Origin of the sequence: Caulobacter henricii (assembly GCF_001414055.1) — a bacterium.
GTDB lineage: Bacteria > Pseudomonadota > Alphaproteobacteria > Caulobacterales > Caulobacteraceae > Caulobacter > Caulobacter henricii.
Genome location: NZ_CP013002.1, coordinates 1,683,761 through 1,699,953 on the forward strand (window position 1 = coordinate 1,683,761; position 16,193 = coordinate 1,699,953).

16 protein-coding genes and 1 tRNA gene are annotated in these 16,193 nt (G+C 65.3%); 12 read left to right on the forward strand and 5 right to left on the reverse strand.

Features of this window, described 5'->3' with window-relative positions; translation table 11 throughout:
- Positions 1–28: 28 nt before the first annotated feature.
- The gene (locus tag AQ619_RS07770) at positions 29–562 is read right to left on the reverse strand and encodes a superoxide dismutase family protein (protein ID WP_084745855.1); all 534 of its coding nucleotides are present in this window, start codon (positions 560–562) and stop codon (positions 29–31) included.
- Between the two features lie 123 nt (positions 563–685).
- Here AQ619_RS07770 and gyrA point away from each other — a divergent pair, with 123 nt between their 5' ends.
- The 5 genes from gyrA (at position 686) to AQ619_RS07795 (ending at position 6,326) form a co-directional block, all read left to right on the forward strand.
- Positions 686–3,442 carry a DNA gyrase subunit A gene (gene gyrA / locus AQ619_RS07775; RefSeq protein WP_062146088.1) on the forward strand — a complete coding sequence of 919 codons (2,757 nt, stop codon included), beginning with the start codon at positions 686–688 and terminating at the stop codon, positions 3,440–3,442.
- 23 nt (positions 3,443–3,465) lie between these two features.
- Complete coding sequence (gene coaD / locus AQ619_RS07780; RefSeq protein WP_062146090.1) at positions 3,466–3,957, forward strand: pantetheine-phosphate adenylyltransferase; 492 nt, start codon at positions 3,466–3,468, stop codon at positions 3,955–3,957.
- 109 nt (positions 3,958–4,066) lie between these two features.
- Positions 4,067–4,897, forward strand: a complete 831-nt coding sequence (locus tag AQ619_RS07785) for a peptidylprolyl isomerase (RefSeq protein ID WP_062146092.1) — start codon at positions 4,067–4,069, stop codon at positions 4,895–4,897.
- Positions 4,894–5,757: a peptidylprolyl isomerase gene (locus tag AQ619_RS07790; RefSeq protein WP_062146094.1), complete on the forward strand. Its 864-nt coding sequence runs from the start codon at positions 4,894–4,896 to the stop codon at positions 5,755–5,757. Before AQ619_RS07785 ends, AQ619_RS07790 begins: the two co-directional genes overlap by 4 nt.
- Before the next feature lie 101 nt (positions 5,758–5,858).
- Positions 5,859–6,326 (forward strand): peptidylprolyl isomerase, encoded by a 468-nt coding sequence (locus AQ619_RS07795; RefSeq protein WP_062151406.1) that lies wholly within the window; start codon positions 5,859–5,861, stop codon positions 6,324–6,326.
- A 62-nt stretch (positions 6,327–6,388) separates the two neighbouring features.
- Here the strand turns inward: AQ619_RS07795 and AQ619_RS07800 are convergent, their stop codons facing one another.
- Together AQ619_RS07800 and AQ619_RS07805 are read right to left on the reverse strand one after the other, a co-directional pair.
- Positions 6,389–7,369 carry an endonuclease/exonuclease/phosphatase family protein gene (locus AQ619_RS07800; RefSeq protein WP_062146096.1) on the reverse strand — a complete coding sequence of 327 codons (981 nt, stop codon included), beginning with the start codon at positions 7,367–7,369 and terminating at the stop codon, positions 6,389–6,391.
- Positions 7,370–7,408: 39 nt separating this feature from the next.
- Positions 7,409–8,014 carry a hypothetical protein gene (locus tag AQ619_RS07805; protein ID WP_062146098.1) on the reverse strand — a complete coding sequence of 202 codons (606 nt, stop codon included), beginning with the start codon at positions 8,012–8,014 and terminating at the stop codon, positions 7,409–7,411.
- A gap of 127 nt (positions 8,015–8,141) precedes the next feature.
- Here AQ619_RS07805 and queA point away from each other — a divergent pair, with 127 nt between their 5' ends.
- Positions 8,142–9,230 (forward strand): tRNA preQ1(34) S-adenosylmethionine ribosyltransferase-isomerase QueA, encoded by a 1,089-nt coding sequence (gene queA, locus AQ619_RS07810; protein ID WP_062146100.1) that lies wholly within the window; start codon positions 8,142–8,144, stop codon positions 9,228–9,230.
- Between the two features lie 3 nt (positions 9,231–9,233).
- Complete coding sequence (gene tgt / locus AQ619_RS07815; protein WP_062146102.1) at positions 9,234–10,346, forward strand: tRNA guanosine(34) transglycosylase Tgt; 1,113 nt, start codon at positions 9,234–9,236, stop codon at positions 10,344–10,346.
- A gap of 3 nt (positions 10,347–10,349) precedes the next feature.
- On the opposite strand, the gene AQ619_RS07820 is transcribed toward tgt, so the two are convergent.
- Complete coding sequence (locus tag AQ619_RS07820; RefSeq protein WP_062146104.1) at positions 10,350–11,000, reverse strand: hypothetical protein; 651 nt, start codon at positions 10,998–11,000, stop codon at positions 10,350–10,352.
- Positions 11,001–11,125: 125 nt separating this feature from the next.
- Between AQ619_RS07820 and AQ619_RS07825 the strand changes: the two genes are divergently transcribed.
- The 5 genes from AQ619_RS07825 to AQ619_RS07845 all read left to right on the forward strand — a co-directional run bounded on the left by AQ619_RS07825 (position 11,126) and on the right by AQ619_RS07845 (position 15,153).
- Positions 11,126–11,200 (forward strand) — tRNA-Lys (locus AQ619_RS07825).
- Positions 11,201–11,323: 123 nt separating this feature from the next.
- A complete protein-coding gene (locus tag AQ619_RS07830; RefSeq protein WP_166504190.1) occupies positions 11,324–12,199 on the forward strand; it encodes a glycosyltransferase family 9 protein in 876 nt (291 codons plus the stop codon).
- A 200-nt stretch (positions 12,200–12,399) separates the two neighbouring features.
- Positions 12,400–13,272: a sulfate ABC transporter permease subunit CysT gene (gene cysT, locus AQ619_RS07835; RefSeq protein ID WP_062146108.1), complete on the forward strand. Its 873-nt coding sequence runs from the start codon at positions 12,400–12,402 to the stop codon at positions 13,270–13,272.
- On the forward strand, positions 13,272–14,117 hold the full coding sequence (gene cysW / locus AQ619_RS07840) for a sulfate ABC transporter permease subunit CysW (protein ID WP_062146110.1): 846 nt from the start codon (positions 13,272–13,274) through the stop codon (positions 14,115–14,117). The genes cysT and cysW overlap by 1 nt, the downstream gene beginning before the upstream one ends.
- A gap of 16 nt (positions 14,118–14,133) precedes the next feature.
- Positions 14,134–15,153: a sulfate/molybdate ABC transporter ATP-binding protein gene (locus AQ619_RS07845; protein ID WP_062151408.1), complete on the forward strand. Its 1,020-nt coding sequence runs from the start codon at positions 14,134–14,136 to the stop codon at positions 15,151–15,153.
- Between the two features lies 1 nt (position 15,154).
- On the opposite strand, the gene AQ619_RS07850 is transcribed toward AQ619_RS07845, so the two are convergent.
- Positions 15,155–16,138 (reverse strand): transglutaminase family protein, encoded by a 984-nt coding sequence (locus AQ619_RS07850; RefSeq protein WP_062146113.1) that lies wholly within the window; start codon positions 16,136–16,138, stop codon positions 15,155–15,157.
- Positions 16,139–16,193: the final 55 nt, after the last annotated feature.

The following is a 16,193-nucleotide window of genomic DNA, read 5'->3' on the forward strand; positions in this document are numbered from 1 at the left end:
GGGCAGCCTTGCCGGCCTGGTCCTCTGCCTATTTCACAACGCCGCAGGCGGAACGCGCGCCGGCTCCACCAATGGGCTGGCTTTTGTGGTCGTCCGGTGCGGCATGGACGACAATGGCCGAGCCGTCCGCGTCGAGCAGGGCCGGACGGCCACCTGAACCGCTGATCGAGACGAACGGCGTGAAGAGCTCGGCCATGGCGAGGCCGTCGAGGCCGGCATAGACGTTTGGCAGGTCTCCCCTGTCATTGCTGGCGGGGTTGAGCAGTCCGTGCACCACGCTGGCGGACGTATGGACGTGAGCGCCAGCCGATTTGAAGTCCGAAGTGCTGCAGTCACCCTTCTCGTGGAAATGCACGCCGTGCCAGCCCGGCGTAAGGCCTCTGAGTTCCAGCCGGACCAGCACGCCGTGCGGTCCCTCCGTCAGGCTGGCCGTTCCAAGGTCCTGGCCGCTGCCGGATTTCACCACGGCGGTAGCGGTCTGGGCATCGGCCGCTTGAGCGGACGCGGCACCGAGGCCGGCAAGCATCAGGCCGGAGAGGGTCGCGGCAAGGAGGGAGCGCATGGGAAATCCTTCAAAAACAAGCGGGCGGGGGACTGCGCCGCCCCGGAAAGGTGGCGCCATCCTTGGCGGAATGCTAACGGTTCACAACAGTTCCGTGTCCGATTCTGACGGCGAAAAATCCCCTTGAGCGACGATCAAATCACTACCCCTCCCGAAGGGCCGCGAGGGGATATCGCCCCGATCTTCATCGAGGACGAACTGCGCCGGTCGTATCTCGACTATGCGATGAGCGTGATCGTCAGCCGGGCCCTGCCGGACGCCCGCGATGGCCTCAAGCCTGTCCACCGTCGCGTGTTGTTTTCCATGCACGAACAAGGCCATACGCCGGATCGGTCCTATGTGAAGTCGGCCCGCGTGGTCGGTGACGTGATGGGTAAGTACCACCCGCACGGCGACGCCTCGATCTATTTCACCCTCGTCCGGATGACCCAGCCCTTCTCGATGGGCCTCATCCTGATCGACGGCCAGGGCAATTTCGGTTCGGTCGACGGCGATATGCCGGCCGCCATGCGCTACACCGAATGCCGCATGGCCCCGCCGGCCCTTGCCCTGCTGGCCGATCTCGACAAGGACACGGTCGACTTCCAGGACAACTATGACGGCAAGGAACAGGAACCGACGGTTCTGCCGTCGCGGATTCCGAACCTGCTGGTCAATGGTGCGGGCGGCATCGCCGTCGGCATGGCCACCAATATTCCGCCGCACAATCTGGGCGAGATCATAGACGCCTGCCTGGCGATGGTCGACGATCCCGAGGTCAGTGCAGAGACCCTGCTGGACATCGTGCCGGGTCCGGACTTCCCGACCGGGGGCGAAATCATCGGCCGGGCGGGCCCCCGTCAGGCTCTGCTGACCGGCCGCGGCTCGGTGATCATGCGCGGCCTGGCCACGGTGGAAGAGATCCGCCAGGGCCGTGAGGCCATCGTCATCACCGCCATTCCCTATCAGGTGAACAAGGCCAATCTGGTCGAGCACATCGCCGAACTGGTCCGCGACAAGAAGATCGAGGGTGTCAGCGACATCCGCGACGAATCCAACCGCGACGGCATGCGGATCCTGGTCGAGCTGAAGCGCGACGCCTCGGGCGAAGTGATCCTCAACCAGCTCTATCGTTTCACGGCCCTGCAGAGCTCGTTCGGCGTCAATATGCTGGCCCTGAACCGCAAGCGCCCCGAACAGATGGGCCTGCGTCAGCTGATCGAGGTGTTCGTCAATTTCCGCGAAGAGGTCGTGGTCCGGCGGACCAAGTTCGAGCTCTCCAAGGCCCGCGATCGCGGCCATGTGCTGGTCGGTCTGACCATTGCCGTCGCCAATATCGACGAGTTCATCCACATCATCCGCTCGTCCAAGGATCCGGCCGAAGCGCGCGAGCGTCTGGTGGCCAAGGCCTGGCCGGCCGGCGACATGCTGCCCCTGGTCGAGCTGATCGCCGATCCGCGCAGCCTGCATGAAGAGGGCGGTCTTATCCGCCTCACCGACGAGCAGGCCCGCGCCATCCTGGCCCTGACCCTGTCACGCCTGACCGGTCTTGGCCGCGAAGAGATCGGCAATGAGGCCGCTGCCCTGGCTGAAGCCATCCGCGGCTACCTCGAGCTTTTGTCGGACCGCGCCAACATCATGGCCGTGGTGCGCGAGGAACTGGTCGAGGTGCGCGAGAAGTTTGCCGTGCCGCGTCGCTGCCAGATCGTCGACGGCGACGCCGACGTGGAAGACGAGGATCTGATCGTCCGCGAGGACATGGTCATCACCGTGACCATGGGCGGCTATGTAAAGCGTACGCCACTTGCCAACTACCGCACCCAGCATCGGGGCGGCAAAGGCAAGTCGGGCATGGCGACCAAGACGGAGGACGCGGTCACCCGCGTGTTCTCGGCCTCGACCCACGCCCCGCTGCTGTTCTTCACCTCGGGCGGCAAGGTCTACAAGCTCAAGGTCTGGAGGCTGCCCCTGGGGGCCGCCAATTCGCGCGGCAAGGCTTTCGTCAATCTGCTGCCGATCGAGCCAGGCGAGACCATCACCTCGATCCTGACCCTGCCAGAAGACGAGAGCACCTGGGATCGTCTGGACGTGATGTTCGCTACCCGCTCGGGCAGCGTCCGTCGCAACAAGCTTTCGGACTTCGTCGATGTCCGCCGCAATGGCAAGATCGCCATGAAGCTGGACGAGGGTGACGGTATTGTCGGCGTCGGGGTCTGCGGCACCGAAAACGACATCCTGCTGACCACTGCGGTGGGCCGCTGTATCCGCTTCTCGGCCGACGAGGTGCGGGTTTTCGCCAGCCGCGATTCCACCGGCGTGCGCGGCGTGAAGCTGGCCGAGGGCGACAGCGTCATCAACATGGCCATCCTGCGCGGCGTCGATGCCACGCCGGCCGAGCGTGCCGCCTATCTGAAACATGCCCGCGCCATGCTGCGTGCAGCGGGTGAAGAGGGCGATGACGCCCCGGCCCCGGAAGAGGCCGATGAGGATGTCGGCGAGGCCAGCCTGACGCCGGAACGGATTGCGGAACTCGGTGCCGCCGAGGAGTTCATCCTGACAGTCTCGTCAGAGGGCTTCGGCAAGCGGACCAGCGCCTATGATTATCGCCGTACGGGCCGGGGTGGTCAGGGTCTGACGGCTCAGGACCTCTCCAAGCGCGGGGGCCGTCTGGCGGCCTCCTTCCCGGTCGAAGACAGCGACGAAATCCTGCTGGTGACAGACGCTGGACAGTTGATACGGTGCCCCGTCGCGCAAATTCGTGTTGCAGCGCGGAATACTCAGGGCGTAACCGTCTTCCGCACCGCGAAGGACGAGCATGTCGTGAGTGTGGAGCGGCTGGCTGACGCCGGCGGTAGCGACGACGATCAGGGCGAAGCCAGCGGGGCGGACGAGACCCCGTAAGACGCCGAAACGCAGGGGGTTGCATGAGGGTCGGGCTCTATCCCGGAACGTTTGATCCGGTCACCAACGGCCATCTCGACATTATTGGTCGGGCGGTAAAGCTGGTCGACAAGCTGGTCATCGGCGTGGCGGTGAACATCGGCAAGGGGCCGCTGTTCACCCTTGAGGAACGTGTGGAGATCCTTGAGCGAGAGACGGCTCACCTGTCCAAGGTGGCCGTGATTGAGGTCAAGCCCTTCAACAGCCTGCTTATGCACTTCGCGCGCGAGACCGGGGCCCAGATGATCGTCCGCGGCCTGCGGGCCGTGGCTGACTTCGAGTACGAGTTCCAGATGACGGCCATGAACCAGCAGCTCGATCGCGAGATCGAGACCGTGTTCCTGATGGCCGATCCCCGGCACCAGGCCATTGCCTCGCGGCTGGTCAAGGAAATCGCCGCCCTGGGCGGTGACATCTCCAAGTTCGTGCCCGCCGGGGTGGGCGAGCAGCTGGTTGCGAAGCTGCACAAGGCCTGAGGCGCGGGTCTGCCGTGAAGCTGTCGAAATCTTAGGCTTCAACACGACGAGCTTGTCGGGGTGGCGGCGGCGTTCTACGCCCCACCGGCCTTTATATTCGGGGAATTTTATGAAGCCTGTCTCTTCCGTCGCCGTCCTGGCGCTTCTGGCTGCGAGCGCCCTTGCGCCCGCGGCCCTGGCCCAGACCTCGGACTGGCGTACGCCCGATCCCCAGAACGTGCTGGTCGTGGAGACCAACAAGGGCCGGATCATCGCCGAGCTCAATCCTCTGGCTGCGCCCAACCACGTGGCCCGGATCCGTGAACTGACCCAGGCCGGCTTCTATGACGGCCTGACCTTCTTCCGGGTGATCGACAGTTTCATGGCCCAGACGGGCGACCCCAACAACACCGGCACCGGCGGGTCGGACAAGCCGGACATGACGGCCGAGTTCACTTTCCGTCGCGGCCTCGATGCGCCCCTGGCCGCGCTCGGCAAGGCGGGCAGCAACGAGACCGGCTTTGTCGGTGCCTTGCCGGTGACCAGTCAGCCGGCGGCCCTGGCGGTGATGACCGCCGACCGCAAGGTGGCGACCTGGGGCAACTTCTGTCCCGGCGTGCTGGGCATGGCCCGGGCCAGCAATCCGGACAGCGCCAACAGCCAGTTCTTCTTCATGCGCCAGTACTATCCGACGCTCGACAAGACCTACACGGCCTTTGGTCGCGCCCTGTCGGGCCTGGATGTGATCCGCTCGATCAAGACGGGCGAGCCGGCACCCGATCCGCAGGACCGGATGATCAGCGTCAGGCTTCTGGCCGATCTGCCGGCCGACAAGCGCCCTTCGGTTCAGGTCATGGATACCCGCAGCCCCGCCTTTGCGGCCCTGGTGGCCAAGCGCCGGGCGGAGGTGGGCCCCAGCTTCAACAATTGCGATGTCGACATCCCGGTGCAGGTCAAATGAAGCCATCCGCCGCCATTGCCCTCGGACTGACCCTGGCCGTCCTGGCCCAGCCGGCCCTGTCTGCCCCCCGGACCAAGCCGACCGGTGCGGTCACGCCGCCGACCGAGGCGGACTGGCGCACGCCTGACCCTGACACGGTGATGGTCATCGACACCAACAAGGGCCGGGTGATCGTCGAGTTGATCCCCGAAGTGGCGCCGGGCCATGTCGCGCGTCTGCGGGATCTGACCCGGGCCGGTATCTATGACGGCCGCACCTTCTTTCGGGTGATCGACCGCTTCATGGCCCAGACCGGCGATCCTAAGGACAGCGGCGAGGGCAATAGCGACCGGCCCAACCTGAAGGCCGAGTTCACCTTCCGCCGAACCCAGACCACGGGCTTTGTCCCGGCTGCAGAGCCGTCGGGTCTGCAAGTGGGTGTGCTGGGTTCGTTGCCGGTCTTCAGCCAGCACTGGAGCTGGCACGAGGTCACCAGCGACGGCAAGGTTTCGGCTTGGGGAACCTACTGCCCCGGTGTGGTCGGCATGGCCCGCGACGACGACAACAACTCGGCCAACAGCCAGTTCTTCCTGATGCGCCAGCCCTATCCCTCGCTCGACAAGCGCTACACCGCCTTTGGCCGGGTGATCAGCGGGCTTGAGGCGATCCGCGCGATCAAGACTGGCGAGCCCGTGGCCGCACCGCAGGACCGCATGGACAAGGTTCGCATGCTGTCAGACATCCCCTCGGCCGAACGTCCAACCGTGCGGGTGATCGATCCGAAGGGTCCGTGGTTTGCCGGTGAAATCCGCCGTCAGCGCGAGGCAAGGGGTGCCGATTTTTCTGTCTGCGACCTGTCGATCCCTGCGGATATCCGCTAGCGCGTCACTGTTTCCGAAGCGCGGCAGGTTCACAGCGGGGGGAAAAGCGCGCTAGAAGCGCGATCACCATTCAAAAGCCCCCGCCACATCAAGGGATGACCATGTCGGCCGACCTCGAAAACACCCTGATCCTGACGCTGGAAAGCGGCCCGGTCACCATCCAGATGCGTCCTGACCTGGCCCCCGGCCATGTCGACCGGATCAAGGAACTGGTCCGCGAGGGCTTCTATGACGGCGTGGTCTTCCACCGCGTGATTCCGGGTTTCATGGCCCAGGGCGGCGATCCGTCGGGCACCGGCCGTGGCGGCAGCGACAAGCCGGACATCAAGGCCGAGTTCTCCAAGGAGCCGCACGTGCGCGGCATCTGCTCCATGGCCCGCACCCCTGATCCCAACTCCGCCAACAGCCAGTTCTTCATCGTCTTCGACGACGCCACCTTCCTGGACAACCAGTACACGGTCTGGGGCCAGGTCACGGACGGCATGGACCATGTCGATGCCCTGCCCAAGGGCGAGCCGCCGCGCCAACCCGGCAAGATCGTCAGCGCCAAGATCGCTGCCGACGCCTGATAGCCGCTGCTGAATAGCAAAACGGCCCCGGAGCGATCCGGGGCCGTTTTCTGTTTGGGCCTTCAGTCCCGCCTGAGGTGGACGACAATCGGTCGGTGATCCGAGCCCAGGGCCGGGCCGCGGGTGACGCTGACCGTTTTCCAGGCCTTGCCGGCATAGACATGATCTATCGGCAGGAAGGGCGCGGGGGCATTGGCCAGGCGTGAGAAGCGGCCCGATGGCCAGGAGGGCAGGGCGCGTGTCCGGCGTTCAAGGCCAAGGGCCTTGTCCTGACGCTTCAGGGTGAATGACCAGGGCGTTGAGTTGAAGTCGCCGGTCAGGATGGTGGTGGACCGGTCAAAGCGGTCCATGGCTGCAAGCAGTCGCTTGCCCTGCTGCTGCTGAGGTCCGGCGGGAATGGGCCAGACATAGTGGATCCCGGCCACGGTGAAAGCCCCCTTCGGGTCGGCCAGGGTCGCCCAGGCCCCTGCCAGTTCGTGGCCCTCCGGATAGAAGCCATTGCGGGCCAGCATGCGCTTGCGGCTGAAGATCATGGTGCCGCAGTACCTCTTGCCGTCACAGGTGACGTGGAAGGGGTAGTAGGCCTTAAGGCCCTGGGTCACGGAGGCGGCCATGCCACCGCCCTCGACGATCACCACGACATCGGCGTCCTGGTCCAGCAGCCAGCGAAGGGCCAGTTCGGGCGTTTCATTCTCGTGCCAGACATTGAACTGGATGATTTTTAGGTCACCGGGGCGCGCGGCCAGCCGCTTGCTGCCGGCGGCGGCCATAAGCTCGGGCCCCATCAGGATGGCGCAGGCCAGGAGGCCGAGACTTCCCAGTCCGACAATGGCCTTGCGCTCGTCACCGCGGGCGAAGATCCAGCCCGTCACGACTGCTCCGGTGGCCATGGCCAGCCAGAGCGGGGACAGGTGGCTGAAGGCGTCCAGCCGGTCGCTGAATACACCGCCCAGGCAGACCAGGGCGAACCCCGTGCCGACCACCCCCAGCATCAGGGCGGTCCCGCGAAAGAACAGGCTCAGGAGGCGAAGCAGCAGGTCCATGACCTGCCCATATCATGGACGCGGGCCAGGGCGATGGTTTCAGTCGCCTGCAAAATAGACGAAGCCGATATTGCGCAGGCGGTTGGCACCGATCTGCAGGTCGCCGGTCAGGACAGGCTTGCCGGCTCCACCGGGTCCGGCCGCCTTGGCGGCTTGCAGCCCCGCAAGGTCCAGGCCGCCTGAGAAACTGACCTCGCCGATCCTCGTGTCGCTGCCGTGAAAGGTGACCTGGCCCGCCCCGACCCGGTAGCTGTCAGCCAGCAGCCGGAAGCTGACGGTATGATAGGTCTGGCCCAGTTCATTTTCGGCGGTCGGGCTGGTGACGTCTTCGAATTCCAGAAAGACCGGACCGAAGTTGCTCGGGCGCTTGCCCTCTTCCCAGGCGGCGAAATCGCTGGGCGCGCCGAGATTGACGGATTTCAGCGCCCAATTGCCGACCTGGATTGGGGTCTGGCTGAAGTAATAGCCAAAGACGTCGAGGCGCGGATCATGCTGGAACGGGGGCGAAGCGGGGCGTGGTGAGGAGGCTGTCGCTGTGGTCGGGGACGGCGTGGCCGCGGTGGCGTCAGCCGGTTTCGATGGGGCCTGACCGCAGGCCAGCAGCAGAAACGGCAGCAAGGCGACTGAAACCCGCAGGTGTTTCACAGCGATCCTCCTCCGAAGACTCTTGTTGTCGACCAGAGTGGCGGCACCGGATCGCGCTTGTCCACGGCGCTCGCCTTGCGGCGAGTATCTTGACCTGCAGCCCTCGCCGTGTCCTTGAAGCCGCCCCATGCGCCTTTCCGATTTCGACTTCGTCCTGCCTGAGGACAATATCGCCCTGCGTCCGGCCGAGCCGCGCGATTCCGCGCGCCTTCTGGTTGTCCGGCCGGGGGAGGACATCGCCGACCAGATCGTCCGCGAGCTGCCTGACATCCTGCGTCCCGGCGACGCCCTGGTCTTCAACGATACACGCGTGATCCCGGCACGGCTGGCCGGTCTGCGCGATGCGCGTACGACCGGCGGTGGCGACGGTGCGCCAGTCCCGGTCGAAGCCACTTTGCACCAGCGCATTGCGCCGGATCGCTGGAAAGCCTTTATGCGCCCGGGCAAGCGCCTGAAGGTCGGCGACCATGTGGCGTTCGGCTCGGACGAGCACCGCCTGGATGCCACCGTGCTGGAAAAGCATGAGGGCGGCGAGGTGCTGCTGGCCTTTGACCTGACCGGGCCAGAACTTGATGTCGGTATCGCCCGGCACGGCGAAATGCCGCTACCGCCCTATATCGCAGCCAAACGCGCGGAAGATGATCGCGACCGCGCCGACTATCAGACCGTCTATGCGCGCGAGGATGGATCGGTGGCTGCGCCGACCGCCGGCCTGCACTTCACGCCGGACCTACTTGAGCGGCTGAGGGCCAGGGGCGTTTCGCTGCACTTCGTCACCCTGCATGTCGGAGCCGGCACCTTCCTGCCGGTCAAGACCGATGAGGTGTCCGAGCACCGGATGCATGCCGAGTACGGCGAGGTGACGGCCGCGATCGCCGACGCCCTGAACGCCGTTCGCGCCGCCGGCGGCCGGATCGTCTGTGTCGGCACCACAAGCTTGCGGCTACTGGAAAGCGCGACCGGCGAAGATCGCGTCATCCGGCCGTTTGCCGATGAGACCGCCATCTTCATCACCCCGGGCTATCGCTTCCGCGCTGCCGACGTGCTGATGACCAACTTCCATCTGCCCAAGTCGACCCTGTTCATGCTGGTCAGTGCCTTCGCCGGCCAGACGACCATGCGCGCGGCCTATGAGCGGGCGATCGCGACGGGATATCGCTTCTATTCCTATGGCGACAGTTCGCTGCTGTTTCCCGCCGACCCAGCCGAGACCTAAGTTATGGCCTTCCCCTTCGAGATCTCCGCCACTGACGGCAAGGCGCGTACCGGCGTGCTGAAGACCCCGCGCGGCGACATCCGCACCCCGGCTTTCATGCCTGTGGGCACTGCCGGGACGGTGAAGGCCCTGACTGTCGATCAGGTGAAGGACACCGGCGCCGACATCATCCTGGGCAATACCTATCACCTGATGCTGCGGCCGACGGCCGAGCGGGTGAAGCGCCTGGGCGGGCTGCACAGGTTCATGCGCTGGGACAAGCCGATCCTGACCGACAGCGGCGGCTTCCAGGTGATGAGCCTGTCCGGGATCAGCAAGGTCACCGAAGAGGCCGTGACCTTCGCCAGCCATATCGACGGCTCCAAGCACGTCCTCTCCCCCGAGCGGTCGATGGAGATCCAAGCTGACCTGCTGGGCAGTGACATCGTCATGCAGCTGGATGAGTGCGTCGCCTGGCCGGCCGAGGAGGCGAGGGCGCGCCAGGGCATGGAACTGTCAGCCCGCTGGGGGGCGCGCTCCAAGGCCGCGTTCGGAACCCGCGACAGCCAGGTGTTGTTTGGCATCCAGCAGGGCTCGACCTTCGAAAACCTGCGCCGCGAGTCTTCGCAGCGCCTGCAGGACATCGGCTTTGACGGCTATGCCATCGGTGGTCTGGCCGTGGGCGAGGGCCATGCGGCCATGTGCGAGGTGCTGGACTATGCGCCCGACATGCTGCCCTCCGACAAGCCCCGCTACCTGATGGGCGTCGGCAAGCCGATCGATCTGGTCGAGGCGGTCGCCCGCGGCGTCGACATGTTCGATTGCGTCCTGCCGACCCGGTCGGGCCGCCACGGTCAGGCCTGGACCTGGGACGGGGCGATCAACATCAAGAACGCCCGCTATGCCGAGGATGACACCCCTCTGGATCCGGACAGCGACTGCCCCGCCAGCCGGGACTATTCCAAGGCCTATCTGCGTCACCTGTTCAAGGCCGAAGAGATCCTCGGTCAGGTCCTGCTGTCCTGGCACAATATCGCCTTCTTCCAGGCTCTGACGGCCGCCATGCGCGCGGCCATTGCCGAAGGCCGGTTCGAGGCCTTTCGCCAGGACTTTGCCCGGCGACACAACGCGGGTTGAGGCCTAGTTCCGGATCGGAAAGCGCGGCCTCCGGCCCTCGGGCATGGGCGGCATGCCGGGGTCGATGACGGGGGCCACGGTCGGTGGCTTGTGCAGAGGCGTCGCCGGTGGCGGGCAGCCGCGCACCTCACCCAGACCTTTCAGATAGGCCCGGCGGACATTGCCGGAGGTTATGGCGCTCTGCACCAGCCGGTCATGTCGCTCGGCACCGCTGAGCTTGCGGACCCAGCCGCGCATCGGGATCATGTCCTGGGCGGCGCTGGCGACGGCACCGAGGGCTGCCGAGCCCGCCGCCCGACGGCCACGGTCCATCAGATCCTCATTGTCCTCGGGCGGGCGCGCGTCGAGGTCATCGCCCAGGGCCACGTCGAGGGGCGCGATCAGGCTGGACAGGGTTGCACAGCTGTTTTTGGCCGGCTTGGCATAGGGGTCGGCCATGGCATTGATCAGGACGGGCGGGATCTTGGTGCGGATGATGTTGACGTCGCGCAGGGGCGCGCTGACGGCACCGGTCAAACCATCCTTGTTGGCGTCCGAGGTCGTCTGAATTTTCGAATCAGCCGGAGGGGAAGGGGTCTGTGCAGACTGGCCGAACGCCTGCGAACCGGCCAAAACCAGCGGCACCATGACCAAGGGGACGAGCAAACCACGCATGGACCAAGCCTAACGCGTCAAAAGCGGCGCCGTCATGTCAAACTAGCGACGAAAGCCCGCTTGCGGCTGCGGCGCCCCCCGACTATGTTCCGCGCCGCTTCCACCGGCCTCGCCGCGTCGTGAGCGGGCCGGTAGCTCAGTGGTAGAGCATTCGACTTTTAATCGAATGGTCGTGGGTTCGAACCCCACCCGGCCTACCAATTTCTACCAGAGCCGTCTTGTGCCCGCTTGCGGGGCCTGGCGTGCGATCTCTTGCCAAGCCCATTGATCTTTGAACGACGGCCTACTGGTCCCGGCGGGCCTGCGCCGGTATGGCTGCGGGCATGTCCAAGGATAAAGATCTCAAAACGTTCGAGCGCGCCTGGTCTCTGCTGGCCAGCGGCCAGTATGCCGAGGGTTTCGCCCTCTGGGAAACGGTACGATTCCGGAGGGGCAGCAGTCCGACCCCAAAACCCAAGCTCTCCTTTCCGGAATGGCATGGGGAGGCCGTGTCGAGCCTGCTGGTCCTGCCCGAACAGGGGCTTGGCGATCAGATCCAGTTTGCGCGGTTCGTGCCGGATCTGGTGGCGCGCGGGATCTCGGTCACGGTCTACACCCATCCAGCCTTGGCGGCCCTGTTCAGCGGGCTCGGCGCAAAGGTCAGGCCGGTGGACGGCAAGGTCTCGATCGAAAGACACGACGCCTGGATCATGCTCGGATCCTTGCCTCATCGCCTGGGCCTGACCCTGTCGATGCTGTCGGGTCGACCCTATCTGTCGGCCCCGCCCGGCCGACTCGAGGCCTGGCCCAGCCACATCCGGCATGGCGTCGTGTGGCGCGGCAATCCGCGCCATGCCAACGACATGCACAGATCCCTGACGGCGGACGACGCAGCACCGCTCTTGAAGATGCACGGGGCGGTGAGTCTTCACCCTGAAGATACCAAGGTCCGTGACATGGCAGACACCGCTGCCATCCTGGACAAGTTGGAGTCCGTGGTGACGGTCGACACCTCGGTGGCGCATCTGGCCGGTGCCATGGGCAAGCGTACCCTGCTGCTGTTGCCGGCATCGCGGCCCGACTGGCGATGGCTGCAGGACCGGTCGGACAGTCCCTGGTACGACAGTATCGAAATCCTGCGTCAGACCCGCCCCTGCGACTGGGGGGAGACCGTTGCGTCCGCCATCGGCTGGCTGCAGGCTGAACCACCGCAAGGCTAGGCGAAGCGTCACTGCCACCTCCTCTGGCTTGCCAGGCGGCGGCCCACCGGTGAGTTTTTCTGGGTGCTTGACGGCGGAATTCTGAATTGACCCCACCGGGCTGGTGGGGATTTAAGCGCCCTGACTTGTCGCCTTAGCACCCGTGTGGATGCCGGGGCGTTTCACAACGGACTTCGCTGGACCAGGACGACGATCAGACCATGACCGCCGAGACCGCCGCCGCGCTCCGTATTGGCCCTGTCGCCAGAAAGCCGCTGTTTCGGCGGCGATCCGCCATACCTGGATTTACCCTGACGCTCGGCGTCACCCTGACCGTGCTGTCGCTGATCGTGCTGATCCCTTTGTCAGCGGTTGCCCTGAAGGCCGCTGAACTCTCGCCCGCACAGTTCGTCGCCGCTGCCTTTTCTGAACGGGCCCTGGCCGCCTACCGCCTGACCTTTGGCGCGGCCTTTGTCGCCGCCGCCATCAACGGCGTCTTCGGTGTGCTGACGGCCTGGGCCCTGGTCCGCTATGACTTTCCGGGCAAGGCCCTGGTCAATGCCCTGGTCGACCTGCCGTTCGCCCTGCCGACAGCGGTGGCCGGCATCGCCCTGGCCACGCTCTATTCGCCCAATGGCTGGGTCGGTGCCTATCTGACCCCGCTGGGGATCAAGGCCGCCTACAACCCTGTCGGCGTGACCATCGCGCTGATCTTCATTGGCCTGCCGTTTGTGGTGCGCACCATCGAGCCGGTGTTGCGCGACCTCTCTGACGATGTCGAGGAAGCCGCTGCCAGCCTCGGAGCTGGACGATTGTCGACGATTGCGCGGATTGTCCTGCCGGCGCTGGGCCCGTCCTGGCTGACCGGCTTCGCCCTCGCCTTCGCCCGGGGCATTGGCGAATATGGCTCGGTGATCTTCATCGCCGGCAACATGCCCTACAAGTCCGAGATCGCGCCGCTGTTGATCATCATCCAGCTGGAGCAGTTCGAATATGCCAGTGCTGCAGCGATCGCCGTGGTCATGCTGGGCGCGTCATTTCTGATGCTGCTGGTCATCAATGCGGTCCAGGCCTGGGCGAGGAGGTACGTCTGATGGCTGCTCCGCGTCTTTCCACAGAGGATCCCGCCTGGGCCAAGGTGCTGATCATCAGCCTGGTCCTGGCCTTCCTGGCCCTGGTGCTGGTCTTGCCGCTGGTCGCGGTCTTTGCCGAGGCCCTGCGCAAGGGCCTCCAGCCCGCTCTTGAGGCCATTTCCAATCCTGATGCCATTGCGGCCGTGAAGCTCACCCTCCTGACGGCGGCGATTACCGTGCCGTTCAATGTGGTGTTCGGACTCTGCGCCGCCTGGGCTGTGGCCAAGCACGAGTTTCCGGGCAAGAGCCTGCTGATCACCCTGATCGACCTGCCGTTCTCGGTCTCGCCGGTCGTGGCCGGCCTGATCTATGTTTTGGTCTTTGGTCTGCAGGGCTGGGTCGGCGACCATTTGGTCGAGAGCGACATCAAGATCATCTTCGCAGTGCCGGGCATCGTCCTTGCGACAATCTTCGTGACCTTCCCCTTTGTTGCCCGTGAACTGATCCCGCTGATGCAGGAACAGGGGACCAGTGAAGAGGAAGCAGCGGTCTCGATGGGAGCCTCGGGCCTCTACACCTTCTGGCGTGTGACGGCGCCGAATGTCCGCTGGGGGCTGCTCTACGGCGTCCTGCTTTGCAACGCCCGCGCCATGGGCGAGTTCGGTGCCGTGTCGGTGGTTAGCGGGCATATCCGGGGCCTGACCAACACCATGCCCCTGCATGTCGAGATCCTCTACAACGAGTATGATTTCGTCGGAGCCTTCTCAGTGGCTGCCTTGCTATGCCTGCTGGCGATCCTGACCCTCGTCCTCAAGACCGTGCTTGAAGTCGTCCAGCCCGGCGCAAGCCGGCGCGGCGGCCACTGATCGGAACGCCCGTCCCATGACCATCTCCATCCGTTCCGTCGACAAGAAGTTCGGCCGCTATCCGGCGCTGAACAAGGTCGGGCTCGAGATCGCCGATGGCGAGCTTCTGGCCCTGTTGGGCCCTTCAGGCTCGGGCAAGACGACCCTGCTCAGGGTTATCGCTGGCCTAGAGTTTCCCGATGCCGGCCAGGTGCTGTTCCATGACCAGGACGTCACCTATGCCTCGGCCGCCGCACGCCGCGTGGGCTTCGTGTTCCAGCAGTATGCTCTGTTCAAGCACATGACCGTGGCCAAAAATATTGCGTTTGGCCTGGATGTCCGCAAGGGCAAGGACAAGCCGTCCAAGGTTGAGATCACCAGGCGGGTCGCTGACCTGCTGCGCCTGGTCGAACTGGAGGGCCTGGGCGGGCGCTATCCTTCGCAGCTGTCAGGGGGGCAGCGCCAACGTGTGGCCCTGTCACGCGCCCTGGCGGTACAGCCGAGCGTCCTACTTCTGGACGAGCCGTTCGGGGCCCTGGACGCCACGGTCCGCAAGTCGCTGCGCAAGGAGCTGCGCCGGGTTCACGATGCCACCGGCGTGACCACCATCTTCGTCACCCACGACCAGGAAGAGGCTCTCGACCTGGCCGACCGCGTGGCGATCCTGAACCAGGGCGTCATTGAGCAGGTCGGAACACCCGCCCAGGTGCATGACGAGCCGGTTTCGCCTTTCGTCTGCGGGTTCGTGGGTGAGGCCAATCGCTTTGAGGGCACGGTTTCCGGCGGGCGCTTCGCTGCGGGAGCCGTGAGCCTTTCCGCCGGGACTGTGGCTGATGGCAAGGCTGTGGCCTTTGTTCGGCCTCATGATCTTAACCTGGCGGCTGACGGCTTTGAGGTTCGCATCAACCGCGTGCACGTCCAAGGTGCCCTGGCCGCCGTCGACGGCGTTACAGTCGATGGCCAGCGGATCGAGGTGACGGTATCCCGCGACCAGGCCGACCTGTTCACCGGCGCGGTCAAGCTTTCCGCCCGGAAAGCGCACGTCTATCCGGCCTGATCTACTGCTGCTGTTGCTGCTGCTGATGCAGGTCCTGCCGGAGTGCGGCGGCTTTGTCGGGGCGGCGGCGCCCGCCGGAGAAGTTTGGCCGGGCCATCCGCAGAAACTCTGGCTCGGCGAGGGCGGCGCGGGCGCGGCGGACGGAAACGCCTACCGCCAGTTCACTGAGGGCGTCGCCCTTATAGACACCGCGTGACGGCGTGACGTCGGCATAGTCGCGCCCCACGGCCACGGCGACGTGGCGTTCACCCGTCATCATGTTGTTAGTCGGATCAAACCCGACCCAGCGCAGGCTGGGCAGGAACACTTCCACCCAGGCATGGGTCGCATCCGGATCGGACCGGTCGCCGGCCTCGCGGTCAGTGAACAGGTAGCCCGACACATAACGGGCCGGGACACCCCAGGAGCGACAGACGGCCAGCATGATGTGGGCAAAGTCCTGACACACCCCACGGCCGGCGCTCAGGGCCAGATCGATCGGGCTGTCGGCGTCGGTCACCCCCGGCTGGTACTCGAAGGCCTGATAGATGGTCTCGGACAGGCGGCGGATCGCGGTCAGGGGATCGCGCCGGCGAAGGTCATCGAGATTGTGTTCATTGACGAAGGCACTCAAGGCCTCGGTCGATTCCACAAAGCCGTGCAGGCGCAGGAAGTCGAAGCACTCGCCCCGGACAAACTCGCTGCGCAGGCGGTCCCATTCCCCCATGTCCAGGGCATCCGGACGCTCGCCCGGTGCCTCGGTCTCGACCGCAGAACGGGCGACGATGGTCAGGTTGTCGTGCGGTTGTGGCACGTCGAAGTGGTAGACGGCATTGCCGAAGCTGTCGGCATAGGAAAAGACCTGGGCGACCGGATTGAGGTCCAGCTCGAAGCTGATCAGGCGCTGGCGGGGCGTCTTCTGGGGCTGCATCCACAGCTCCATCAGACTTTCCCGAACCGGGCGCTCATAGTGGTACTGGGTCACATGGCGAATTTCGAGCAGCACTGGGTCAGTCCTTACGGGGTCGCGTTGCGGTCGGTGAAACCGCTGTTGTTTTTGG